This window comes from Streptomyces panaciradicis (assembly GCF_023516615.1).
In the GTDB taxonomy this organism is placed as follows: Bacteria; Actinomycetota; Actinomycetes; order Streptomycetales; family Streptomycetaceae; genus Streptomyces; species Streptomyces panaciradicis.
The window spans coordinates 18,123-42,559 of the sequence record NZ_JAMGBF010000031.1 but is presented as its reverse complement, the minus strand read 5'-3'; the positions used below and the strand labels follow the sequence as shown (position 1 = coordinate 42,559).

The window sequence follows — 24,437 nt, the reverse complement described above, 5'->3', positions numbered from 1 at the left end:
CGTTGCGTTCCGGTCTTTCACCGGAACAGGTACCTCACATCGCTCACATTCCCGCGATCAGCTTCTCCACCCGGTCGTCCACCGAACGGAACGGGTCCTTGCACAACACCGTGCGCTGCGCCTGGTCGTTGAGCTTGAGATGCACCCAGTCGACCGTGAAGTCCCGGCGCTGCTCCTGGGCCCTGCGGATGAAGTCACCGCGCAGCCGGGCCCGAGTGGTCTGCGGCGGCACGGACTTGCCCTCGAAGATCTTCAAGTCGTTGCAGATACGGGCCGCTTGGCCCTTCTTCTCGAGCAGGTAGTACAGGCCACGACGGCGGTGGATGTCGTGGTAGGCGAGGTCTATCTGCGCGACCCTCGGGTGGGACATGGTCATGTTGTGCTTGGCCCGGTACCGCTCGATGAGCTTGTACTTCATCACCCAGTCGATCTCGGTGCCGATACGGTCCAGGTCCTCGGACTCGATCGAGTCCAGCGTGCGGCCCCACAGCTCCAGGACCTGCTCGACGGTGCCGGTACGGATACCGCGGCGCTCGCAGAAGTCCACGGCCTTCTCGTAGTACTCGCGCTGCACCTCCAGCGCGGAGGCCTCCCGGCCGCTGGCCAGGCGCACCTTGCGCCGGCCGGTGATGTCGTGGCTGACCTCGCGGATCGCCCGGATCGGGTTCTCCAGGGTCAGGTCACGCATCACGGTGCCCGCCTCGATCATGCGCAGCACCAGGTCGGTCGCCCCGACCTTCAGCAGCATGGTCGTCTCGGACATGTTCGAGTCGCCCACGATCACATGCAGCCGGCGGTAGCGCTCGGCGTCCGCGTGCGGTTCGTCGCGGGTGTTGATGATCGGCCGGGAACGGGTCGTCGCCGAGGAGACGCCCTCCCAGATGTGCTCGGCCCGCTGGCTGACGCAGTACACCGCACCGCGCGGCGTCTGCAGCACCTTGCCCGCCCCGCACAACAGCTGTCGCGTGACCAGGAACGGGATGAGGATGTCCGCCAGCCGCGAGAACTCCCCGTGCCGGGCCACGAGATAGTTCTCATGACAACCGTAGGAGTTCCCCGCCGAGTCGGTGTTGTTCTTGAAGAGGTAGACGTCGCCCGCGATTCCCTCCTCGTGCAGGCGTCGTTCGGCGTCTACCAGAAGCCCTTCCAGAATGCGCTCGCCGGCCTTGTCGTGGGTGACCAGTTCGGTCACGTTGTCACATTCGGGTGTCGCGTATTCCGGATGTGAGCCCACGTCGAGATAGAGGCGGGCGCCGTTTCGCAGAAAGACATTGCTGCTGCGGCCCCATGACACGACACGGCGGAAGAGGTACCGCGCCACCTCGTCGGGAGACAGGCGGCGCTGTCCCCTGAACGTACATGTGACGCCGTACTCGTTCTCCAGCCCGAAAATGCGGCGGTCCATGACTGAACATTACGCCCGATCCCCTGAGCTGAAACGGGGTTCGACGGCACGGTTTGGATCATTTTCCGAACAAGCGGCAACTACCCGCGGCCCGCCGGGAGCTGCGAGGACCCGCCCCGTGGCCAGCAGGACCAGCAGCGACACACCCCCCGCCGCACCCGGAACGGCGTACCCCCACACGGCCCCGCCCGCCTCGACGACCGGACCCGCCAGGCCCGTTCCCACCGACGCCCCGACCGTGAACGTCGTCACGATCCACGAGAACGCCTCCGTCACCGTCCCCCGCGGCGCGTGCCGGTCCACCAGGACGAACGCGCACGCGATGACCGGCGCCAGGAACAACCCGGCGACCACCGTCAGCAACACCATCGCCACCGCACCCGGCATGAGCATCAGCGGCAGGTAACACACCGCCAGAAGAGCGACCAGGACCTGCAGTCGCCGCGCCGGCTCCCCGGTCCACCGCCGCGCCCCGTACACCGTCCCCCCGACCAGCGCGCCCAGCCCGATCGCCGCCATGATCCAGCCGTACACCGCGTCCCCGCCGTGCTCGTCGGCATACGGCACCGAAGCCACCGTGATCGACCCCAGCGCCATGCCCACGAACAGGAACGCCCCCAGCAGCGCCAGCAGCCCCGGAGAACGCAGCGCGCCCAGCCAGTGCGCCTCGCGCGGCGCCGACCGCCACGCACGCGAAGGCGGCGACACCACCACCGACAGCGCCCCGAGGACCCCGAGGACGTTCACCACCACCAGCGCCGCCCCCGCCGACCACAGCGACACGCACAGCGTCACCAGCAGCGGCCCGGCCGCGAACATCACCTCCTGCGCCACGGCGTCCATCGCGTACGCCGTGTGCACCTGCTCCTCCCGGCCCAGCACACCCGGCCACAGCGCCCGCAGACCGCCCTCCAGAGGCGGCGTGAACAGCCCGGCGGCCGCCACGCACACATAGGCGAGCGCGAGCGGATCGGTGTCCGTGACGGCGAAGCAGGCCATGGCGAGCGCCGAGGCGAGCGCGGCGGGCAGCTGCACACGGGGCTGCCCGTGCAGGTCCACCAGCCGCCCGAGCACCGGCTGCCCGACCGCGTTGGCCACCCCGTACACCGCCGCCAGCGCGCCGGCCAGGCTGTACGTGCCGCCCTCCGCGCGGACGAACAGCACGATCGCGATGGCCGCGGTGGCATTGGGCAGCCGGCCCACCAGCGTGCCCGCCAGCAGACGCGCGGCATGCCGCGCCCTGAGGATCTCCAGGTATCCCGCGGCCATGCCCCGCCTCCAAGTTTTACGTATAACGTCGACTCCCATACGTACCATGTGCGCTGTTCACCAGTCCACACGAAGGAGCAGGCCGACGGTGGCACGAGGCAGCACCCGCCCCACGAGCCGAGACGTCGCCCAGGCCGCCGGCGTCTCCCAGGCCGCCGTCTCCCTGGTCCTCGGCGACAAATGGCGCGGCCGCGTCTCCGCCGCCACCGCCGAACGCGTCCGCGAAGCCGCCCGCGACCTCGGCTACCGCCCCAACCTCGCCGCCCGCAACCTCCGCCTCGGCCGCACCCGCACCGTCCTCCTCGTCGTCCCCGCCCTCACCAACGAGTTCTTCGCCGGCGTCTACACCGGCGCCGCCCGCGTCGCCGCCCGCCACGGCTTCGGCGTCGTCCTCTACCCCTCCCCCGCCGGCATCGGCCCCGCCCGCGACCCCTTCGCCTCCGCCCAGGCCGCCCTCGACGGCGTCATCGCCTCCTCCATGGCCGCCGACGCCCTCACCGAGATCCGCGGCGACCAACTGCCCCTCGTCATGCTCGACAGCGACCCCGCAGGCAGCCTCGGCGCCGCGACCGTCAACCTCGACATCACCGACGGCGTCCGCCAGATCGCCGACCACCTCCTCGCCCAAGGACACCGCAGCTTCCTCCACCTCGCCGCCGACGTCCCCTCCTGGACCTTCGAGGTCCGCGCACGCGAACTCGCCGACCGCGTCACCACCACCCCCGGCACCTCCGTGCGCACGGCCCACTCCGCCCTCTCCATCGAAGCGGCCCTCACCGCCACGACCACCGCCCTCACCGCACCGGGCCCCCACCCCACCGCGCTCGTCTGCGACGACGACAAACTCGCCGCCGGCGCCTACAAGGCCATCCGCCGCCTCGGCCTGCGCATCCCCGACGACATCTCCGTCACCGGACTCGACGACCTCGCCCTCGCCACCGCCCTCGAACCCGAACTGACCACCGTCCGCCTGGACGCCGAGACAGTCGGCGAACGCGGCATGCAAGCCCTCCTGGCCGTCCTGGACGGCCGCACACCGGACGCGGGCGACATCCCCGTCACCCTGGTCGTACGAGGCTCCACAGCCCCGCCCAACGCCTCCTGAACGCCGCGTGCCCCGGCCGCACCAGCGACCGGGGCACACACAGGACAAAACAGTGGCGGACTACTCCTCGTCCGGACCCTCACCCTCCGTGCTGCTCTCCGCCTCCGTCGACGCCCCGCCGGCCTCCAGCAGCCGGGCCAGCTGCCGACCCACGATCCGCTTGAACTTCCGCGCCTGCGGACGCGTACGATCCAGCACCGCCACCTCAAGACGCTCCGCGGGAATCTCCCGCTGCGTGCCGTTCGACTCACGCGACAGAGCCTGCACCGCCAGCTTCAGCCCCTCCGCGAGGGACATGCCCTCCCGGTGCTGCTGATCGAGGTAGTTGCTGATCAACTCAGCGTTGCCGCCCACCGCGACCGAACCGTGCTCGTCCACGATCGACCCGTCGTGCGGCAGCCGGTAGATCTGATCACCCTCCGGCGTCTCACCCACCTCGGCCACGACCAGCTCCACCTCGTACGGCTTCTCGCCGGCCGAGGAGAAGATCGTGCCCAGCGTCTGCGCGTAGACGTTCGCCAGACCGCGAGCCGTCACATCGTCCCGGTCGTAGGTGTACCCCCGCAGGTCCGCGTAGCGCACACCGCCGATCCGCAGATTCTCGTACTCGTTGTACTTGCCGGCGGCCGCGAAACCGATCCGGTCGTAGATCTCACTGAACTTGTGCAGCGCACGGGACGGGTTCTCACCGACGAACACGATGCCGTCGGCGTACTGGAGCACGACCAGGCTGCGACCACGGGCGATGCCCTTGCGGGCGTACTCCGCCCGGTCGGCCATGGCCTGCTGGGGGGAGACATAGAACGGCGTCGACACCGGTTACCCGTCCCTTTCTGTCGAGGTCAACTGGATCACCTTGATAAGACCGGCCGCCGCTACAGCAGCGCGGCCCGCGGGCCGTCGGGCTGCTCCAGCCGCCGCGCCAGGATCGAACGGGCGATCTCGGAGGACTCGTCCTCCGTCAGCCGGCGGAAACCGTCCTCGGTGATCACGGTGACGATCGGATAGATCCGGCGGGCGACATCGGGACCACCGGTCGCCGAGTCGTCGTCTGCCGCGTCGTACAGGGCCTGCACCACCAGCGTGGTGGCCTGGTCCTCGGTCAGATCCTCACGGTAGAGCTTCTTCATGGCCCCGCGCGCGAAGATCGAACCGGAGCCCGTGGCCGCGTAGCCGTGCTCCTCGCTGCGGCCGCCCGTGACGTCGTAGGAGAAGATCCGGCCCCTCTCCCGATCCACGTCGTACCCGGCGAACAGAGGCACCACGGCCAGACCCTGCATCGCCATGCCCAGGTTCGAACGGATCATGGTCGACAGGCGGTTCGCCTTGCCCTCCAGCGACAGCTGGGCGCCCTCGACCTTCTCGAAGTGCTCCAGCTCCAGCTGGAACAGCTTCACCATCTCCACGGCCAGACCGGCGGTGCCGGCGATACCGACGGCCGAGTACTCGTCGGCGGGGAAGACCTTCTCGATGTCGCGCTGGGCGATCATGTTGCCCATGGTGGCCCGGCGGTCACCGGCCAGCACGACACCGCCCGGGAACGTCACGGCCACGATCGTGGTGCCGTGCGGCGCCTCGATCACACCCTGCGTGGGCGGCAGTTGACGGTTGCCGGGCAGCATCTCAGGCTGGTGCTCCGACAGGAAGTCCATGAAGGACGAGGACCCAGGCGTCAGGAAGGCAGCTGGTAGACGCCCGGTGCTACGAGTGTTGGCTTCCACGCGATTCCTTCCAAGTAAGCGGCGGCCCGGCGGACGGCGTCGGGATCGTCACCCAACTTGCCGATGGCCGAATTGCAGTTGAAGCACAGTACGCCTCGGACCTTACCCGTCTTGTGGCAATGATCCACATGCGCGGCGGGAGCCTTTAGACAGATCACGCACAGCCCCATTTGAGCAGCGACCATTTCGTCGCGCTCGGCTTCGGTGAGGCCGTACTCACGCTTCAGATGATCTTGCCGACTCCGGACCGCGCGGCACGCCTTGCAGCGAGTCGAGAGACCATCGGACGCAGTCGCGTTGCGATGCCACTCGCCGTGGGGTTTGGTCTCGCCGCACGTCCGGCAGAACTTGTGCCCCTCGGGCACGTCCACCTTCTGCCGAACCGTCCTGCCCCGCGCTTCCTGGCGTCGCCGGTAGTACTCGGCCGCACATTCGCGACAGTTCGCCTGCAGGCCGTCAGGCCTCGATCTGTTCGCCGCGAATGCGCCGACCGGGAGCAGCTCCTGGCATGCCGAGCACTTTTTCGATCCCCCGTCGTTCACGGATGTGACTTACTGTCCACCCTTTTGAACGAAGGACCGCACGAAGTCCTCGGCGTTCTCCTCCAAGACGTCGTCGATCTCGTCCAGAACCGAGTCGACGTCGTCGCTCAGCTTCTCGTGTCGTTCCTTCAGGTCTTCGGAGCCCTGTGCTTCGGTCGTCTGCTCCTCGGCCTGTTCGGTCGAGTGCGTCGCCTTCTGCTGGCCGCCGCCGGTGTCCTTGGTTGCCATGACCCTCACCCCGCTCAGTTCGCCCGACATGGTCGACAGGTCGGCATTCCTGCCGATCGGTGATGATCAGACCCTACAAGCCGGGTCTGACAATGGCCCTGCGTTTCTCCAACGTACGAGGACCACCTCGATGATTCCCGGACGGCGGACTTTCCACCCTGTTCGGCGGAGGCCGCCCGGGTACCCGCTCAGTTGCCCGACAGCACCCTGACCAGGTCTTCCGCCGTCCGGCAGCGGTCGAGGAGCTCCTTGACGTGATTTCGCGTTCCGCGAAGCGGTTCGAGGGTTGGGACACGCTGGAGCGAGTCCCGGCCCGGGAGGTCGAAGATCACGGAGTCCCAGGAGGCCGCGGCGACGTCGTCGGCGTACTGCTCGAGGCAGCGGCCGCGGAAGTAGGCGCGGGTGTCCTCCGGGGGCTTCGTGCGGGCCCGCTCGACCTCGTCCTCGGTCAGCAGCCGCTTCATGCGGCCGCGGGCCTCCAGGCGGTTGTACAGGCCCTTCTCGGCCCGTACGTCCGCGTACTGCAGGTCGAGGAGGTGCAGCTTGGCGGCGTCCCAGTCGAGGCCGTCGCGGCGCCGGTAGCCCTCCATGAGTTCGCGCTTGGCGACCCAGTCCAGCTCGCCGGCCAGGCTCATCGGGTCGTGTTCCAGGCGGTTGAGGGTGTCCTCCCAGCGGGTCAGGACGTCCTTGGTCTGCTCGTCCGCGTCGGCGCCGTAGCGTTCCTCGACGTACTTGCGGGAGAGCTCGTAGTACTCCATCTGGAGCTGGACCGCGGTGAGTGTGCGGCCGCTGCGGAGGGTGACCAGGCGCTTGAGGGTCGGGTCGTGGGAGACCTGGTGGAGGGTGCGGACGGGCTGGTCCACGGCCAGGTCCACCGCGATGAATCCGTCCTCGATCATGGACAGGACCAGGGCGGTCGTGCCGAGCTTGAGGTAGGTGGAGATCTCGGAGAGGTTGGCGTCGCCGATGATCACGTGCAGGCGGCGGTACTTCTCGGCGTCGGCGTGGGGTTCGTCGCGGGTGTTGATGATGGGGCGCTTGAGGGTGGTCTCGAGGCCGACCTCGACTTCGAAGTAGTCGGCGCGCTGGCTGAGCTGGAAGCCGTGTTCGTGGCCGTCCTGGCCGATGCCGACGCGGCCGGCGCCGGTGACGACCTGGCGGGAGACGAAGAAGGGCGTGAGGTGGCGCACGATGTCCGAGAAGGGGGTCTCCCGCTTCATCAGGTAGTTCTCGTGCGTGCCGTAGGAGGCGCCCTTGTTGTCGGTGTTGTTCTTGTAGAGGTGGATCGGCTGGGCGCCGGGGAGCTGGGCCGCGCGTTCGGCGGCCTCGGCCATGATGCGCTCGCCGGCCTTGTCCCAGAGGACGGCGTCGCGGGGGTTGGTGACTTCGGGTGCGCTGTATTCGGGGTGTGCGTGGTCGACGTAGAGCCGTGCGCCGTTGGTGAGGATCACGTTGGCGAGGCCGATGTCCTCGTCGGTGAGCTGGCTGGCGTCGGCGGCCTCACGTGCGAGGTCGAAGCCGCGCGCGTCCCGCAGCGGGTTCTCCTCCTCGAAGTCCCAGCGGGCCCGGCGGGCCCGGTGCATCGCCGCCGCGTAGGCGTTGACGATCTGGGACGAGGTGAGCATGGCATTGGCGTTGGGGTGGCCGGGGACGGAGATGCCGTACTCCGTCTCGATGCCCATTACTCGCCGTACGGTCATGCGGCCCTCCTTGCCCGGCGGCGCCCTCGGTCGGGGACGCCGCTCAAGTACCGCTGGCGCTCCGGTGCGTGTGCGGTGCCCGTCCCCGCACTGCGCGACTCGGCGGTACCGAAGAGCCTAGAACGGCTTTGCGCTGGTGGGGAGATCATTTGCGTCATTGCCTTGCTCGCCTTGGTTCCGGTTGGTTGCCGGAAAAACAGTCGGCTGCGGGTACCCCGGTGAGGGCACCCGCAGCCGCCCTGTCTTTACAGGTACTGACCGGTGTTCGCCACCGTGTCGATGGAGCGTCCGGTGTCGGCGCCCTGCTTTCCGGTGATGAGGGTACGGATGTAGACGATCCGTTCGCCCTTCTTTCCGGAGATTCGGGCCCAGTCGTCCGGGTTGGTGGTGTTGGGCAGGTCCTCGTTCTCCTTGAACTCGTCCACGCATGCCTGGAGGAGGTGAGAGACGCGGAGGCCCTTTTGGTTGTGGTCGAGGAAGTCCTTGATCGCCATCTTCTTGGCGCGGCCGACGATGTTCTCGATCATGGCGCCGGAGTTGAAGTCCTTGAAGTAGAGGACTTCCTTGTCACCGTTGGCGTAGGTGACCTCCAGGAAGCGGTTCTCCTCGGATTCCGCGTACATGTGCTCGACCGCGGTCTGGATCATGCTTTCGACGGTGGTCGACTTGCTGCCGCCGTGTTCGCCGAGGTCGTCGGCGTGGAGCGGGAGGCGTTCGGTGAGGTACTTGCCGAAGATGTCCTTGGCGGCCTCGGCGTCCGGGCGCTCGATCTTGATCTTCACGTCGAGGCGGCCGGGGCGCAGGATGGCGGGGTCGATCATGTCCTCGCGGTTGGAGGCGCCGATGACGACCACGTTCTGCAGGCCTTCGACTCCGTCGATCTCGGCGAGCAGCTGGGGGACGATGGTGTTCTCGACGTCGGAGCTGACGCCGGAGCCGCGGGTGCGGAAGAGGGATTCCATCTCGTCGAAGAAGACGATGACGGGGGTGCCCTCGCTGGCCTTCTCCCTGGCGCGCTGGAAGACGAGGCGGATCTGCCGCTCGGTCTCGCCGACGTACTTGTTGAGGAGCTCGGGGCCCTTGATGTTGAGGAAGAAGCTCTTGCCCTGGGCCTGGCCGGTGACCTCGGCGACCTTTTTGGCCAGCGAGTTGGCGACGGCCTTGGCGATGAGTGTCTTGCCGCATCCGGGGGGTCCGTAGAGCAGGACGCCCTTGGGCGGGCGGAGCTCGTGCTCCTTGAAGAGGTCGGGGTAGAGGTACGGGAGCTCGACGGCGTCGCGGATGGCCTCGATCTGGCCGCCGAGGCCGCCGATCTGCTCGTAGCCGATGTCCGGTACTTCTTCGAGGACGAGTTCTTCGACTTCGCTCTTGGGGACGATCTCGTAGACGTAGCCGGAGCGGGGTTCGAGCAGCAGGGCGTCACCGGGGCGGATGTTCACGTCCAGCAGTGGCTCGGCGAGCCGTACCACCCGCTCCTCATCGGTGTGCCCGAGCACCAGGGCGCGTTCGCCGTCCTCGAGGATCTCCTTGAGGGTGACGATGTCCCCGACGCGCTCGAACTCCATGGCTTCGACCACGTTGAGCGCTTCGTTGAGCATTACTTCCTGGCCGCGCCGGAGTTCTTCGAGGTCGACGCTGGGGCTGACGTTCACCCGGAGCTTGCGGCCCCCGGTGAAGATGTCGGCGGTGCCGTCCTCGTTGGCTTCGAGGAAGACGCCGAAGCCGGCCGGTGGCTGTGCGAGCCGGTCGACCTCCTCCTTGAGGGCCACGATCTGGTCGCGGGCCTCGCGGAGTGTGTTGGCGAGTCGCTCGTTCTGGGCGGACACGCCGGCCAGGTTGGTCTGCAGCTCGACGATCCGCTCTTCGAGAATCCTCGTGTGTCGCGGAGAGTCGGCGAGCTTGCGTCGCAGGACGGCGATCTCCTGCTCAAGGTAGGCAATCTGCCCGGCCGGGTCGTCGGACCCGCGTCCCGGGCGGATGCCGCGGTTCATGTCGTCGTCGTGGGCTGCCACGGTCCTCACCTCCTCCAAGGGGAGCTGGACGCTTCCAGACCCTACCTGGGTGGGTGTCGATTGAAACCCCTAGATCACAAAGACGGTCGGGGTGTGTCCGATCTTCACCCTTGCGCTCTCCCTCACGCCAGGGGAATACCCACCGAACATGATTGGAAAGCTGCCGGAGGTAGGGTCACAGTGTTCAACACCCGTCAGAGCTGGCCCGATTCCCGCCAGCTCGACTTTCAAACGGCAGGAGAGATGAGCGTGCAGCAGGAGGCCGTGGCCGGCGGCGATCAGCTGGAGGTCTGGATCGATCAGGACCTGTGTACCGGCGACGGGATCTGCGCGCAGTACGCGCCGGAGGTGTTCGAGCTGGACATCGACGGTCTGGCGTACGTGAAGGGCCCGGCGGACGAGCTGTTGCAGGAGAAGGGCGCTACGACGCGTGTTCCGCTGCCGCTTCTGACGGACGTGGTGGACTCGGCGAAGGAGTGTCCGGGCGAGTGCATCCATGTGCGTCGCGTTTCGGACAGGGTCGAGGTCTTCGGTCCGGACGCTGAGTGAGGTAACGGGTGCGGGCCGTTACGGTTGTCTGATTTCTCACATGGGCCGGGGGGCGTGACTCAGACGCTGTGGGTGGCGGCGGGTGCCGAGCGGACGAACGTGCCGCTCTTCCACTGCCACTTCACGTGGTCGGTGACGTCGGGGCAGCAGCGGGGCACGTTGTCGGTGGAGTAGCCGAGCAGGGTGGCGTTGACGGCGCCGTCGCGTATCGCGAGGTCGCTCACCGTGTCTCCGGCCTTGGGGTCGAGGAGGGTGGCGACCAGGCGGGGTGTGCCGTTCGAGGCGCGGGTGAGGACGTAGACGCCGTCGGGCGGGGTGCCCATGGGGGCGTCGCAGTGCACGATCGCGACCGTTTCGGGGTTGCCGTCGCCGTCGAGGTCTCCGGTGGTCTTCTTGTGCACGACCGCTTTGACCGGGCCGCAGGTGATCGGGAAGTCGACTCCGGCCGTGCCGGGTGCGGCGGCGTGGACGGTCTTCGTGTGCGGGGCGGTGGTCTGGGCGGCTGTCGCCGAGTTGGGCTGCAGGACCGAGGAGAGGGCCATGACGCCGGCGACCGCCGTGGCGGTGGCGACCCAGTGGATGGGCCGGGTGTGCGTGTGTGCCAGTTCCGGGACGGCGGGTTGCTGCACTAGGAGCGTCTCCTGTGAGGGCTGTGCCGGTGGGGGTGGCTCGCATCGTGCCACACGTCACAGTGCGGGGGAACGGCGGGGTGCGGGATGACGAACGGAGCCCGCCGGGTTTGTGCGGTTCGTGGCGTGCTGTCAGGAGAAAGGCGCCGCGGTCGAGTTCCGGTGGATTGTCCCGGAACTCGACCGCGGCGTCCGTGCGTTGCTGCGGGGGTGCGGCCGGGTCAGCGGCCGCCGCCGTCGGCGTTGGGGCCGGCGTAGTCCTCGCCGTAGGCGCCCTTGGCGGGGCGGCGGCGGCGCATGGGGGGCTCGACGCCGTCGGCGAGGCGGCGGGCGGTGAGGAGGAAGCCGGTGTGGCCGATCATCCTGTGGTCGGGGCGGACGGCCAGGCCCTCGATGTGCCAGTTGCGGATCATCGTCTCCCAGGCGGTCGGCTCGTTGAAGGAGCCGATCTCGCGGATGGACTCGACGGTCCGGGCGAGCTGGGTGGTGGTGGCGACGTAGCAGCACAGGATGCCGCCGGGGACGAGTGCCTTGGAGACGGCCTCGAGGCATTCCCAAGGGGCGAGCATGTCGAGGATGACGCGGTCGACGTCGGTGTCGGAGAGGTTGTCCTGGAGGTCGCCGACGGTGAGCTGCCAGGCGGGGTGCGGTCCGCCGAAGTAGCGCTCGACGTTCTGCTGGGCGATCTCGGCGAAGTCCTCGCGGCGCTCGTAGCTGTGGAGCATGCCCTGGTCGCCGATGGCGCGCAGCAGGAAGCTGCTGAGCGAGCCGGAGCCGACTCCGGCCTCCACGACGCGGGCGCCGGGGAAGATGTCGGCGAAGGCGAGGATCTGCCCCGCGTCCTTGGGGTAGACGACGGCTGCCCCGCGGGGCATGGACAGGACGTAGTCGGGGAGCAGGGGGCGCAGCGCGAGGTAGGCGACGTTACCGGTGGTGCGGACAACGCTGCCCTCGGGTGCGCCGATCAGCTCGTCGTGCGGGAAGGAACCCTTGTGGGTGTGGAAGTTCTTTCCGGCTTCGAGCGTGAACGTGTAGTGGCGGCCCTTGGGGTCGGTCAGCTGAACCTGGTCCCCGACCTTGAAGGGCCCGCGCCTGCGGGCGGCACCGGTCGGTTCGGACATGTGAACAGCCTACCGGGGTTTGCGGGGGCCGCCGACCACTAGGAGGGGCGGGCCATGGCCTTGACGAAGGCCCGCTCGACGTCGGCGGCGGACAGTACGCCGTAGATCTCGCCGGTCTCCTCGACGACCAGGTACTCGGTGGCGGGGGTGGCGCGCAGGACGTCGAGGAGGTCCTCGCCGGCGAGTTCGGCGGAGACGCGCATGCCGTCGGTGAGTTCCTGGGCCAGGCCACTGACGGCGACCCAGGGGCGGCGGTGTTCGGGGACGCCGACGATGGCGGCCTCGCGGACCAGGGAGAGCGGGGTGCCGTCGGCGTCGACGACGACGAGGGCGCGGGCGCCGGCGGCGTTGGCGCGGCGCAGGGCCTCGGAGAGGGGGGTGTCGGTCTCGACGGGGACGGCGCGGCGGGTGAGGTTGCGGGCGCGCAGTTCCGGGAGGTGTTCGCGCAGGCGGGCCATGCGGAGGCTGTTGCCGGCGCCGGTCCAGATGATCGCGGCGAGGATGGCGGCGAGCAGGGCGTCGGTGACGGTGTCCATGCCGACGCTGTCCTCGGCGGTGGAGCCGAGGGCGCCGGACTGGGTGAGCAGCGGCAGGCCGATGAGGACGGAGACGGCGAGGGCGCGGCCGACCCAGGCGGCGGCGACGGTGCCGTTCATGGGCTTGCCGGTGATCTTCCAGACGACGGCGCGGAGCATCCGGCCGCCGTCGAGGGGGAGGCCGGGCAGGAGGTTGAAGGCGGCGACGATGAGGTTGGAGATCATCAGGCCGGCGAGCAGGACGCCGGGGACGGTGCCGGGCTCGACGGGCTGCATGGCGACGTAGAAGATCCCGGCGAGGACGAGGGAGAGCAGGGGGCCGACGAAGGCCAGGACGAACTCGCGGCCGGGGGTCTCGGCTTCCTTCTCGATCTCGGAGACGCCGCCGAAGAACTGGAGCTGGATGCGGCGGACCGGGAGTTTGAAGCGGAGGGCGGCGACGGTGTGGGCGAGTTCGTGGACGAGGACGGAGGCGTAGAAGGCGACCGCGAAGAAGAGGGAGACCAGGTAGCGGGCGGCGCCGAGTTCGGGCAGGACGCGGTCGAGCTGGCCGCCGAAGACCCAGGTGATGAGGGCGGCGACGAGGAACCAGCTGGGGGCGACGTAGACGGGTACGCCGAAGGGGCGGCCCATGAGGAGTCCGCCCCGGGGGGATTCGCGGCGCTGTGGCGGGGGGTTCTTGGCGCCGGAGTGGGCGAGGGTGCGGTCGGGGTGGGACATGTGGCCGGGGGCGGTGCCTGCGCCGTGCGCGGCGCGGTGGCCGGCGTCGGGGGCGGTGGGGTGGTCCGCGGGCGTGTGGGGGGCGGTGGGGCGGCCTGCGGGCTCGTCCGGGGCGGCCTGGCCGGCGTCCGTGGCGTCTGCGGCGTCCGTGTCGTTCGTGGGGGTCGGCCGGTCGGTGTCCGGCTGCGCGGGGCGGTGTGCCGGGGAGGCGTCGTCGCTCTGCGGGGCGGCGGGCCGGCCGGGGTGCTCCTGGGGAGCGGGGCCGTCCTCCGGGGTGGTGTCCCGGCGTGGGTGCCCGTGCTCGTCGCGGTGCGCGTTCGGGGCGCTGTCGGCCGGGGTGGTCCCGGTGTCGGTGGTCGGCGTGCTGTCGCCCATCGAGGGGTCTCCCTTGGCGGCGTCCCTGGTCGTGGTGGTCCGTCGTGCGTCCGTGGGCTGTGCGTCGGTCTGGCCGGGTGAGGGGGTGGCCGGTGCCGTGTGGGGCCCGGCCGGCTCGTCGGTGCCGGGCCGCGGCTGCCCGCTCCCGCCGCTCTGGTCCACGATGTCCCCTCGTTCGAAGCGTTCCGCGCCTGCCGGGCGGAAGGGTCTTGGGGTCGATGGTATGCGTCCGTCGCGGTGCGTTCCGCCCCGGCACCCCCGGTGTTTCCCCGGCGGCGGCGCCTGTCGCGCCGGTGGGTGGGTCACTGTCAGTGGCGGGCCGTAAGGTCTGTGGGCATGGAGAACAGCGCGGAGGGCACGGCTGAGGCCCATGGCGGGGGTCCGGCACCGGTGGATCTTCCTGAGGTGGCCGAGCAGACGGCGGTGCCGACGGTGACGGCGACGGTGATGACCGCGGTGACGGCGGCAGCGGTCGTGGGGGCGGCGGCGGAGGCGGACCGGCCTGCCGCCATGGCGCCGGCGAGTCTGTCGCCCTCGCGTGCCGGTGACTTCATGCAGTGCCCTCTGCTGTACCGCTTCCGTGTCATCGACCGGCTGCCGGAGAAGCCGAGCGAGGCGGCGACCCGCGGGACGCTGGTGCACGCGGTGCTGGAGCGGCTCTTCGACGCGCCCGCCGCGGAGCGGACGGCGCCACGCGCCAAGTCCCTGATCCCGGGTCAGTGGGACCGGCTGCGGGAGAGCAGGCCGGAGGTCGTGGAGCTGTTCGAGGACGATCCCGACGGGGAGCGGCTGGCGCGCTGGCTGGGCGAGGCCGAGCGGCTCGTGGAGCGGTGGTTCACGCTGGAGGACCCGACCCGGCTGGAGCCCGCGGAGCGGGAGTTGTTCGTGGAGGCGGAGCTGGACTCGGGGCTGACGCTGCGCGGGATCATCGACCGGGTCGACGTGGCGCCGACGGGCGAGGTGCGGATCGTCGACTACAAGACGGGCAAGGCGCCCCGGCCGGAGTACGCCGAAGGCGCGCTGTTCCAGATGAAGTTCTACGCCCTGGTGGTGTGGCGCCTGAAGAAGGTGGTCCCGCGGCGGCTGCAGCTGGTGTACCTCGGCAGTGGGGACGTTCTGACGTACGACCCGGTCCTCGCCGACCTGGAGCGGGTCGAGCGGAAGCTGCTCGCGCTGTGGGAGGCGATCCGGCAGGCCACCGAGTCCGGCGACTGGCGGCCCCGGCCGACGAAGCTGTGCGGCTGGTGCGACCACCAGGCGCACTGCCCGGAGTTCGGGGGCACTCCCCCGCCGTATCCGCTGCCGGTGAGGGCGGTCGGGTCGGGGGACGTCCCGCAGGGCAGAATGGGGCCGGACTAGCGAAGGAGTGTCACGTGGCCATCCGCGTCCTACTGGTCGACGACCAGCCGCTGCTGCGTACCGGTTTCCGGATGATCCTGGAGGCGGAGCAGGATCTCGCGGTCGTCGGCGAGGCCGGAGACGGCCTCCAGGCCCTCGACCAGGTGCGGGCGCTGCAGCCCGATGTGGTTCTGATGGACATCCGGATGCCTCGGATGGACGGGGTGGAGGCGACCCGGCAGATCACCGGGCCCGGCCGGGACGGCCCGGCGAAGGTGCTGGTGCTGACCACCTTCGACCTCGACGAGTACGTGGTGGAGGCGCTGCGGGCGGGGGCGAGCGGGTTCCTGCTGAAGGACGCGCCGGCCAATGAGCTCGTGCAGGCGATCCGGGTGGTGGCGGCGGGTGAGGCCATGCTGGCGCCGAGCATCACCCGGCGGCTGCTGGACAAGTACGCCACGCATCTGCCCTCCGGGGACGAGCCGGTGCCGGACACGCTGCACACGCTCACCGAGCGTGAGGTGGAGGTGCTGAAGCTGGTGGCGCGCGGTCTGTCGAACGCCGAGATCGCGGCCGACCTGTTCGTCAGCGAGACGACGGTGAAGACGCATGTGGGTCATGTGCTGACGAAGTTGGGGCTGCGGGACCGGGTGCAGGCCGCGGTGTACGCGTACGAGAGCGGGCTGGTGCGCCCCGGCGCGCAGTAGCGGGGCCGGTGACGGCGGAGGGCGCCCCTTGTGGCCGAGGGGCGCCCTTTCGTGTGTGCGGGGCCGTCGCTCAGCTCTTGCTGAGTTCCCAGAAGCGGAAGACCGTCGAGGCGTCGAGGCAGTACTCGAGGCCGTAGACGTTCTCGCGGGTGACCGCGTACTGCTTGGCCTGCCAGACCGGGAGGACGGGCAGCTGCTGGGCGACGATGTCCTGCAGCCTGCCGTAGTCGTTGTCGGTGGCGGCGCGGTCGCTCTCGGCGGCGGTGCGCGGGATAAGCGTGCCGGTGATGGTGTCGTTGCGGTAGTTGTTGCTCAGGACGTTGCCCTTGCCGAAGAAGGGGGCGGTGAAGTTGTCGGCGTCCGGGTAGTCCGGCACCCAGCCCTTGACGTAGACGCCGTACTTGCCCTTGGCGATGTCCTTCTCGTACTGGTCGAAGGAGACGGACTTGACGTCGGCGTCGAACAGGCCGCTGGCGTTGAGCTGTCCGGCGATGGCCTTGAGCTCCTGGTCGGTGGCGGGGCCGTAGCGGGAGGGCGTGGACCAGAGGGTGAGCTTGACCTTGCCGGTGATGCCCGCGGCCTTGAGGGCGGCGGCGGCCTTGGCCGGTGAGGGGCTGGCGCCGTAGGTGTCGAAGAACGCCGTGTTGTGGCCCACGATGCCGGCCGGGATGATCGAGTAGAGCGGGGTGGCCGTGCCCTCGTAGACGTTCTTGATGAGGGCGTCGCGGTCGAGCAGGTAGGCGATGGCCTTGCGCACGCCGAGCTTTCCGGCGACCGGGTCCTTCATGTTGAAGACGAGGTGCTGCACCTCGGCGCTGCTGCCCTCGACGACCTCGGTGGTGGCCTTGTTGTCGGCGTTCTGCAGGTCGGCGATGTCGCCGGCGCTCAGGCCCCGGTAGGCGATGTCGATCTTGTCGTTCTGGAGGGCCTGCTTCAGCTTGGCCTGGTCGCCGTGGAAGAACTTGAGGGTGACGCCGGAGTTCTTGACCTTCGCGGTGCCCTTGTAGTTGCCGTTGACCGAGAAGACGGCCTTGCCGTCGTCGAAGGAGTCCAGCTTGTAGGGGCCCGAGCCGACGGCCTTGCCGTCCTTGCGGAGCTTGTCCGCGTCGTACGCGTTGTGGTCGACGATGGAACCCGCGCCGGAGGCGATCTTGCTGGGGAAGGTGGCGTCGGGCTCCTTCAGGTGGAACACGACCGTCTTCGCGTCCGGTGTGTCGATCCTGCCCAGCATCGGGAACATGATCGCCGGACCGGCGTCGTCGTTGATCTTCAGCATGCGGTCGAAGGAGAACTTGACGTCCTCGGAGGTGAGCGAGTCACCGTTGCTGAACTTCAGGCCGTCCTTGAGGGTGCACCGGTAGACCTTGGTCGCGGTGTCGGCGAAGTCGCACGACTTGGCGGCCTCGGGCACCGGCTCGGTGCCTCCGTTGGGGAAGGCGAGCAGCGACTGGAAGACATTGTTGAACAACAGCCAGGAGCCGGGGTCGTAACCGGAGGCGGGGTCGGTGGCCAGGACGTCGTCGGACATCCCCATGACCACGGAGGGCCCGGTTCCCCCGGAATCGCCGTCGCCCGCGCCGCAGCCGGTCAACAGGCCGGAGGCCAGCCCCGCCACTATGGGCAGGACCGGCCACTGGTTGCGCATGTTCACAGCATGTGCCTTGTCGTCGGTATCGGGACCCCGGGGCCGCCGTCCCCGGGCCCCGGGCACCAAGAGACTAGCCGCTCACCCCACGGCCGAGCTCCCACAGCTGCAGGGTCGCGGAGGAGTTGAGAGCATAGGCGGTGCCGGTGACGTTGTCGCGGGCGGCGACGTACTGCTTGCCCTGCCACAGCGGGATGATCGGGACGTCCTCGGCGACGATGTCCTGGATCGTGGTGATGTCGGAGCCGGCGGCGAGGCGGTCGGCCTCGCGCCGGGAGTCCGGGATCAGGGTGTTGATGATCCGGCTGTTCCTGTACGGCAGCTTCAGGAAGTTGTCCGTGTCGAGGAACGGCGCCACGTAGTTGTCGGCGTCCGGGAAGTCGGGGAACCAGCCCATGCCCCAGACGTCGTACTTGCCCTTGCGCTCGGCGGGGACGAAGTCGTCCCACTTGGAGCCCTGGATGCTGACGTCGAACAGACCGCTGCTGTTGAGCTGCTGCTGAAGGATCTTGAACTCCTTCGCGGTGGCCGGCCCGTAGTGGTCGGTCGTGTAGTGCAGCGTCAGCTTGACCGGGGTGGTGATGTTGGCACTGGTCAGCAGGGCCTTGGCCTTGGCGGTGCTGGGGTCGCCGTACTTGTTGAAGAACGAGTTGGAGTGGCCGGTGATGCTCGCCGGGACCAGCGAGTACAGCGGCTCGGCCTGGGTGCCGTAGACCTTGGAGACGAGTTCGCCGCGGTTGATCAGCTGGGCAATCGCCTGCCGGACCGCCTTGGCCTTCACGGACTTGGCGTCGGTGTTGAAGGCGAGGTAGCGGATCTCCAGGCCGGACAGCTCGACCAGGTCCTCGTTGTCGCTGGTGCTGTTCGACAGCTTCTGGATCTGCTCCGGCGACATCGTGCGGGTCATGACGTCGATGTCACCCTTGTCCAGGGCGGCGCCCATGGCCGAGGCGTCCTGGTAGGACACCATCTGGACCTTGGAGTTGTTGACCTTCAGCGTCCCCTTGTAGTTGGGGTTCTTGGTGAAGGTGGCGGTGACGATCGCGTCGTTCTTGACGTCCGTCGACAGGGTGTAGGGGCCGGAGCCGTCGATGTCGAAGCCGTCGCGCAGCTTGTTCTTCTCGTAGTCGTCGGGGTTGACGATGCCGGCGACCGGGGTCGACAGCTTGTACGGGAAGGTGGCGTCGGCGGTCTTGAGGTGGAAGATGACCTCGTTGTCACCCTGCGTCTCGACGGTGTCGATGGTGTTCAGCAGGGCGGACACGCCGGAGTCGGCCTTGATGGCACGCGCGCGGTCGATGGAGTACTTCACGTCGGCCGCGGTGATCTTGTCGCCGTTGGCGAACTTCAGGCCGTCGCGCAGGGTGCAGGCGTAGCGCTCGTTGCCGCTGTCGGTGAAGCCACAGCTCTTGGCGGCCTCGGGCACCGGGGCGCCTTCGCCCTTGGGCTGGATCATCAGGGTCTGCACGGTCTGGCGCAGGATGTTCCAGGTGCCGACGTCGTAGGCGTAGGCCGGGTCCAGGGGTGCCGGGGCGGACTTCGTCGCCGTGAACGTGTCGGTGGTGCCGACCTTGATGGCACCGCCACCATCGCTGCCGCTGTCGGAGCCGCCGCAGGCGGCGAGCACGGGCGCGAGCAGGCCGACGACGGCCGGCAGCACCAAAGTCTTGCGGTTCATGCTCGTGTTTCTCCAGAGCTGTTCAGGTCCGTGTAACCGGCATGCAGGGGTGTCGCGGCGGCACACGGGGGTAAGGGCGACGGTTCTCGCGACGAGATTAGTCCGCACCTGCGGGGAGGTTCGCGGTCACCGGAGTTGAGCGGCCATCACGCAGCGAAACCGGGCGTGGACACACCGAAAACCCGACAGCGGAAGGATTCGTGCAGCTTTCCATCAATCGGGACACAAGGTCCCGCCGCAGACCCGGGAAAGGGCGTGCGCAGCACAGCGAACCGAGGCTGTCGACCCCTGTGCGCGTGGTGAACCTCACACATCAACAACGGGGTGAGCCACCGGAATTCGGCCGTCCGGATGGGTTCGAATTCGCTCGCGCGCCCGCGCCGGAATTCGCCGCGCTATCCGCGCCGCACGCTGTGTGAACGGGCGGCGCATTTCCGTCATCGGCCGGCGATCAGCCCGCGCAGAAAGGCGAGGTCGACCTGTTCGAGCGAGTTCACCACGGTCCGCCGCTCGGCGGGGGTGATGGGGGCGACGGAGGGGACGGCCACGACATGGCAGCCGGCCGCCTCGGCCGCCGCGACGCCGGTCGCGGTGTCCTCGACGACGGCGCATCTGGCGGGGTCCACGCCGAGCCCGGCGGCGGCGACCAGGTAGGGGTCGGGGTGGGGCTTGGTGCGCCGCACCTCGTCGCCGGCGACCGACAGGGCGAAGTGCTGGGAGCCGAGCGAGGTCAGCACCCGGTCGATGATGCGCCGATGGGAGGCGGAGACCAGGGCGGTCGGGACCTCGTACTCGTAGAGTTCGGCGAGCAGCCGGGCGGCGCCCGGCATCAGGGGCAGGGCCTGGTCGATACGGTCCTCGAAGCCCTGGTTGAGCCGCACCGTGAGCTCGGCGAGGCTGATGTCGGCGCCGGTGGCCTCGATCAGGAACCCTGCGCTGCGGGTCATGGGGCCGCCGACCACGACGTGGCGCCAGGAGTCGTCGAGGGTGTGACCGAGGGCGGCGAAGACCTCGACCTCGACGTCCCACCAGAAGCCCTCGGTGTCCACCAGAGTGCCGTCCATGTCGAGGAGCACGGCCTGCAGTGCTGAGCCTTCGGCCGTACGGGTTCCGAGCGCGGGGACCGTGCTTGTCATCCGGGCGCACCTCCTTGGGGACGAGCAGGCCGGTTCCCGCGCGGGGAACCGGCCTGCAGTGGACCGACCAGTGTACGTCGCCCGGCGCCGAAGCGCCTCGTTTATCCGGCGCGCTCCGGGGCACACCGTCTGTACCGCCGGGGGGCGCTGTGAGCTGCGTTTCCGCGCCCGCGCGGGCGGTTTTCCGTGCCCGGCGCGGGCGGTTTTCCGCTCGCGGCGCGGGCGGTTTCTCAGCGGGCGTTGAAGTACTTCGCCTCCGGGTGGTGGATCACGATGGCGTCCGTGGACTGCTCGGGGTGCAGCTGGAACTCCTCGGACAGCTGGACTCCGATGCGCTCGGGTTCGAGGAGGTCGGCGATCTTGGCCCGGTCCTCCAGGTTCGGGCACGCTCCGTAGCCGAGCGAGAAGCGGGCGCCGCGGTACTTCAGGGCGAACATGTCCTCGATGTCGCCGGGGTCCTCCCCGGCGTAGCCGAGCTCCGACCGCACACGCGCGTGCCAGTACTCGGCGAGGGCCTCGGCCAACTGCACGGACAGGCCGTGCAGTTCGAGGTAGTCGCGGTAGGCGTTGGCCTCGAAGAGCTTGGCGGTCTGCTCGCCGATCCTGGAGCCGACGGTGACGACCTGGAGGCCGACCACGTCAATCTCGCCGGCCTCCTCGGGGCGGAAGAAGTCCGCCAGGCACAGGCGGCGGCCGCGGCGCTGGCGCGGGAAGGTGAAGCGGGTGCGTTCGTTGCCCTGCTCGTCCAGGATGATCAGGTCGTCGTCCTTGGAGACGCAGGGGAAGTAGCCGTAGACGACGGCCGCTTCGAGCAGGTTCTCGGTCTGCAGCCGGTCCAGCAGCCCGCGCAGGCGCGGGCGGCCGTCGGTCTCGACGAGTTCCTCGTACGTCGGCCCCTCGCCGGTGCGGGCCTGCTTCAGGCCCCACTGGCCCTTGAACAGGGCGCCCTCGTCGAGCCAGGACGCGTACTCCTTGAGCTGGATGCCCTTGATGACGCGGGTGCCCCAGAACGGCGGGGTGGGGATCGGGTTGTCGGTGGCGACGTCGGAGCGGACGTGGCCCTCCTCCGGGCGCTCCTCGACCTCGACGGCCGAAGTGGCCCGCACGCGGCGCTGCTTGAGCTCGGGCAGGACCGCGCCGGGCACGCCCCGCTTGACGCCGATGAGGGCGTCCATGAGGCGCAGGCCCTCGAACGCGTCGCGGGCGTAGCGGACTTCGCCCTCGTAGATCTCGTGCAGGTCCTGCTCGACGTAGGCGCGGGTGAGCGCGGCACCGCCGAGGATGACGGGGTAGTCGGCGGCGAGTCCGCGCTGGTTGAGCTCCTCCAGGTTCTCCTTCATGATCACCGTGGACTTCACCAGCAGGCCGGACATGCCGATGACGTCGGCGCGGTGTTCCTCGGCGGCCTCCAGAATCGCGGAGACCGGCTGCTTGATGCCGAGGTTGACGACGTTGTAGCCGTTGTTGGACAGGATGATGTCGACGAGGTTCTTGCCGATGTCGTGCACGTCGCCGCGCACGGTGGCCAGCACGATGGTGCCCTTGCCCTCCGCGTCGGACTTCTCCATGTGCGGTTCGAGGTGGGCGACGGCGGCCTTCATGACCTCGGCGGACTGCAGCACGAACGGCAGCTGCATCTGGCCGGAGCCGAACAGCTCGCCGACGACCTTCATGCCGTCCAGCAGGGTCTCGTTGACGATGTCGAGGGCGGGGCGGTCCTGGAGGGCCTCGTCGAGGTCGGCCTCCAGGCCGTTGCGCTCGCCGTCGATGATGCGGCGCTTGAGGCGCTCCTCCAGCGGGAGGGCGGCCAGTTCCTCGGCCCTGCCGGCCTTCAGCGACTTGGCGGTGGCGCCCTCGAAGAGCTGCATGAGCTTCTGCAGCGGGTCGTAGCCCTCGCTGCGGCGGTCGTAGATGAGGTCGAGGGCCGTGGTGACCTCTTCCTCGCTGAACCGGGCGATGGGCAGGATCTTGGAGGCGTGCACGATCGCCGAGTCCAGGCCCGCCTTGACGCACTCGTCGAGGAAGACGGAGTTCAGCAGGATGCGGGCGGCCGGGTTGAGGCCGAAGGAGATGTTGGACAGGCCCAGCGTGGTCTGCACGTCCGGGTGGCGGCGCTTGAGCTCGCGGATCGCCTCGATGGTGGCGAGACCGTCCTTGCGGGACTCCTCCTGACCGGTACAGATGGTGAAGGTCAGGGTGTCGATGAGGATGTCCGACTCCTGGATGCCCCAGTTGCCGGTGAGGTCGTCGATGAGCCGCTCGGCGATCTCGACCTTCTTCTCCGGGGTGCGGGCCTGGCCCTCCTCGTCGATGGTCAGCGCGATCAGCGCGGCGCCGTGCTCCCGGGCGAGTTCGGTGACGCGGGTGAAGCGGGACTCCGGGCCGTCGCCGTCCTCGTAGTTGACGGAGTTGATGACCGCGCGGCCGCCGAGCTTCTCCAGGCCCGCCCGGATGACGTCGACCTCGGTGGAGTCCAGCACGATCGGCAGCGTGGAGGCGGTGGCGAAGCGGCCGGCAAGTTCCTCCATGTCGGCGACGCCGTCACGGCCGACGTAGTCCACGCAGAGGTCCAGCATGTGGGCGCCCTCGCGGATCTGCTCGCGGGCCATCTCCACACAGTCGTCCCAGCGGCCCTCCAGCATGGCCTCGCGGAACTTCTTCGAGCCGTTGGCGTTGGTGCGCTCGCCGATGGCCAGGTAGGAGGTGTCCTGGCGGAACGGCACGGTCTGGTAGAGGGAGGCGGCGCCGGGCTCGGGCTCGGGGGTCCGCTCGACGGGCGCGGCCTCGCGGACGCGCTCCACGAGCTGGCGCAGGTGTTCGGGCGTCGTACCGCAGCAGCCGCCGACCAGGTTCAGGCCGTAGTCGCCGACGAAGGTCTCCTGGGCGTCGGCGAGGCCCTCGGGGTCGAGCGGGAAGTGCGCGCCGTCCTTGGTGAGGATGGGCAGTCCGGCGTTCGGCATGCACAGCAGTGGGGTGCGGGAGTGCCGGGCCAGGTAGCGCAGGTGCTCGCTCATCTCGGCGGGGCCGGTCGAGCAGTTCAGGCCGATCATGTCGATGCCGAGGGGCTCCAGGGCCGTCAGGGCGGCGCCGATCTCCGAGCCGAGCAGCATGGTGCCGGTGGTCTCGAAGGCCATCGACACCAGCAGGGGCACCTGGGTGCCGGTGGCCTCCATGGCGCGGCGGGCGGCGACGACCGAGGCCTTGGTCTGCAGCAGGTCCTGGGTGGTCTCCACGATCAGGGCGTCGGCGCCGCCGGCGAGCAGGCCCTCGGCGTTGGCCTGGTAGCCGTCGCGGATCGTGGTGTAGCCGACGTGGCCGAGGGTGGGGAGCTTGGTGCCGGGGCCGATGGACCCCAGGACCCAGCGGGTGCGGCCGTCGCGGGCGGCGAACTCGTCGGCGGTCTCGCGGGCGATGCGGGCCCCGGCCTCGGACAGCTCGTGCACACGGTCGGCGATGTCGTACTCGGTGGCGGCCGTGTGGTTGGCGCCGAAGGTGTTCGTCTCGACGCAGTCGACGCCCGCCGCGAAGTACTCCTCGTGGACGGAGCGGACGATGTCCGGCCGGGTGACGTTGAGGATCTCGTTGCATCCTTCGAGGTTCTGGAAGTCCTCGAGGGTGGGGTCCTGGGCCTGGAGCATCGTGCCCATGGCTCCGTCGGCCACCACCACTCGGGTGGCGAGGGCCTCACGGAGCGCGGACACACGGGCCCGGCTGTCGGCGGAAGGGGTCGTTGGCGACGAGGCCATGAAAGGGGCTCCCTTATGGTGCGACGGCTGTCGGCTTTGCGCGTTCCGTGGAACTCTCCGCGGTGGGCGCACCTGGCCAGAGTAACCGGGTGGGCCGCCCCGCGTTCGGGGCGTCCACGAGGCGGACCGGGATGGCCGACAGGTACCTGGGGGGAGACGTGTGACACAACAGGTGCCGTACGAGTATTAGCGGTGGGTCGGCATGGACCGGTAGTGTTCGGCATTGCCGAACGGTGGCAACGACGACGTTACGTCGACGTTCGAAGGGGACGGAG

Annotated in this window: 19 protein-coding genes; 4 read left to right on the top strand and 15 right to left on the bottom strand. The window is 69.2% G+C overall.

The features are described from left to right. Positions 1-43 precede the first annotated feature (43 nt). Together pafA and M8J74_RS13340 are read right to left on the bottom strand one after the other, a co-directional pair. Positions 44-1,405, bottom strand: coding sequence for a Pup--protein ligase (gene pafA / locus M8J74_RS13345; protein WP_030955459.1), 1,362 nt, complete (start codon positions 1,403-1,405; stop codon positions 44-46). Between the two features lie 9 nt (positions 1,406-1,414). After that, entirely contained in the window at positions 1,415-2,674 is a 1,260-nt protein-coding gene (locus M8J74_RS13340; protein ID WP_249836589.1) for an MFS transporter, read from the bottom strand. Between the two features lie 88 nt (positions 2,675-2,762). On the opposite strand from M8J74_RS13340, the gene M8J74_RS13335 reads away from it, so the two are divergent. After that, the gene (locus M8J74_RS13335; protein ID WP_249836588.1) at positions 2,763-3,779 is read left to right on the top strand and encodes a LacI family DNA-binding transcriptional regulator; all 1,017 of its coding nucleotides are present in this window, start codon (positions 2,763-2,765) and stop codon (positions 3,777-3,779) included. A 60-nt stretch (positions 3,780-3,839) separates the two neighbouring features. On the opposite strand, the gene prcA is transcribed toward M8J74_RS13335, so the two are convergent. From prcA to arc, 6 genes are all read right to left on the bottom strand, one after another. Further along, entirely contained in the window at positions 3,840-4,595 is a 756-nt protein-coding gene (prcA, locus tag M8J74_RS13330; protein WP_249836587.1) for a proteasome subunit alpha, read from the bottom strand. A 59-nt stretch (positions 4,596-4,654) separates the two neighbouring features. After that, positions 4,655-5,500: a proteasome subunit beta gene (gene prcB / locus M8J74_RS13325; protein WP_249836586.1), complete on the bottom strand. Its 846-nt coding sequence runs from the start codon at positions 5,498-5,500 to the stop codon at positions 4,655-4,657. Then, positions 5,452-6,042 (bottom strand): endonuclease VII domain-containing protein, encoded by a 591-nt coding sequence (locus M8J74_RS13320; RefSeq protein ID WP_249836585.1) that lies wholly within the window; start codon positions 6,040-6,042, stop codon positions 5,452-5,454. The genes prcB and M8J74_RS13320 overlap by 49 nt, the downstream gene beginning before the upstream one ends. Positions 6,043-6,051: 9 nt before the next feature. After that, a complete protein-coding gene (locus M8J74_RS13315) occupies positions 6,052-6,270 on the bottom strand; it encodes a ubiquitin-like protein Pup (RefSeq protein ID WP_058928511.1) in 219 nt (72 codons plus the stop codon). A gap of 188 nt (positions 6,271-6,458) precedes the next feature. Then, the gene (gene dop / locus M8J74_RS13310) at positions 6,459-7,970 is read right to left on the bottom strand and encodes a depupylase/deamidase Dop (RefSeq protein ID WP_372500166.1); all 1,512 of its coding nucleotides are present in this window, start codon (positions 7,968-7,970) and stop codon (positions 6,459-6,461) included. A 245-nt stretch (positions 7,971-8,215) separates the two neighbouring features. Continuing rightward, positions 8,216-9,982: a proteasome ATPase gene (arc, locus tag M8J74_RS13305; RefSeq protein ID WP_058926331.1), complete on the bottom strand. Its 1,767-nt coding sequence runs from the start codon at positions 9,980-9,982 to the stop codon at positions 8,216-8,218. Positions 9,983-10,225: 243 nt separating this feature from the next. Here arc and M8J74_RS13300 point away from each other — a divergent pair, with 243 nt between their 5' ends. Further along, positions 10,226-10,531 carry a ferredoxin gene (locus tag M8J74_RS13300; RefSeq protein ID WP_058926330.1) on the top strand — a complete coding sequence of 102 codons (306 nt, stop codon included), beginning with the start codon at positions 10,226-10,228 and terminating at the stop codon, positions 10,529-10,531. Positions 10,532-10,590: 59 nt separating this feature from the next. Here the strand turns inward: M8J74_RS13300 and M8J74_RS13295 are convergent, their stop codons facing one another. The 3 genes from M8J74_RS13295 to M8J74_RS13285 form a co-directional block, all read right to left on the bottom strand. After that, complete coding sequence (locus tag M8J74_RS13295; protein WP_249836584.1) at positions 10,591-11,160, bottom strand: hypothetical protein; 570 nt, start codon at positions 11,158-11,160, stop codon at positions 10,591-10,593. Positions 11,161-11,381: 221 nt separating this feature from the next. Continuing rightward, positions 11,382-12,281: a tRNA (adenine-N1)-methyltransferase gene (locus M8J74_RS13290; protein ID WP_020939007.1), complete on the bottom strand. Its 900-nt coding sequence runs from the start codon at positions 12,279-12,281 to the stop codon at positions 11,382-11,384. A 38-nt stretch (positions 12,282-12,319) separates the two neighbouring features. Then, positions 12,320-14,074, bottom strand: a complete 1,755-nt coding sequence (locus tag M8J74_RS13285; protein WP_249836583.1) for a site-2 protease family protein — start codon at positions 14,072-14,074, stop codon at positions 12,320-12,322. A 174-nt stretch (positions 14,075-14,248) separates the two neighbouring features. On the opposite strand from M8J74_RS13285, the gene M8J74_RS13280 reads away from it, so the two are divergent. Further along, positions 14,249-15,271: a RecB family exonuclease gene (locus M8J74_RS13280; protein WP_249836582.1), complete on the top strand. Its 1,023-nt coding sequence runs from the start codon at positions 14,249-14,251 to the stop codon at positions 15,269-15,271. A 14-nt stretch (positions 15,272-15,285) separates the two neighbouring features. Continuing rightward, positions 15,286-15,957 carry a response regulator gene (locus tag M8J74_RS13275; protein ID WP_058926326.1) on the top strand — a complete coding sequence of 224 codons (672 nt, stop codon included), beginning with the start codon at positions 15,286-15,288 and terminating at the stop codon, positions 15,955-15,957. 70 nt (positions 15,958-16,027) lie between these two features. On the opposite strand, the gene M8J74_RS13270 is transcribed toward M8J74_RS13275, so the two are convergent. The 4 genes from M8J74_RS13270 to metH form a co-directional block, all read right to left on the bottom strand. Next, the gene (locus tag M8J74_RS13270; RefSeq protein ID WP_249836581.1) at positions 16,028-17,608 is read right to left on the bottom strand and encodes an ABC transporter substrate-binding protein; all 1,581 of its coding nucleotides are present in this window, start codon (positions 17,606-17,608) and stop codon (positions 16,028-16,030) included. 67 nt (positions 17,609-17,675) lie between these two features. After that, positions 17,676-19,280: an ABC transporter substrate-binding protein gene (locus M8J74_RS13265; protein WP_249836580.1), complete on the bottom strand. Its 1,605-nt coding sequence runs from the start codon at positions 19,278-19,280 to the stop codon at positions 17,676-17,678. Between the two features lie 437 nt (positions 19,281-19,717). Further along, the gene (locus M8J74_RS13260) at positions 19,718-20,416 is read right to left on the bottom strand and encodes an HAD family hydrolase (protein WP_249836579.1); all 699 of its coding nucleotides are present in this window, start codon (positions 20,414-20,416) and stop codon (positions 19,718-19,720) included. Positions 20,417-20,646: 230 nt separating this feature from the next. Beyond that, positions 20,647-24,162, bottom strand: coding sequence for a methionine synthase (metH, locus tag M8J74_RS13255; protein ID WP_249836578.1), 3,516 nt, complete (start codon positions 24,160-24,162; stop codon positions 20,647-20,649). Positions 24,163-24,437 lie beyond the last annotated feature (275 nt).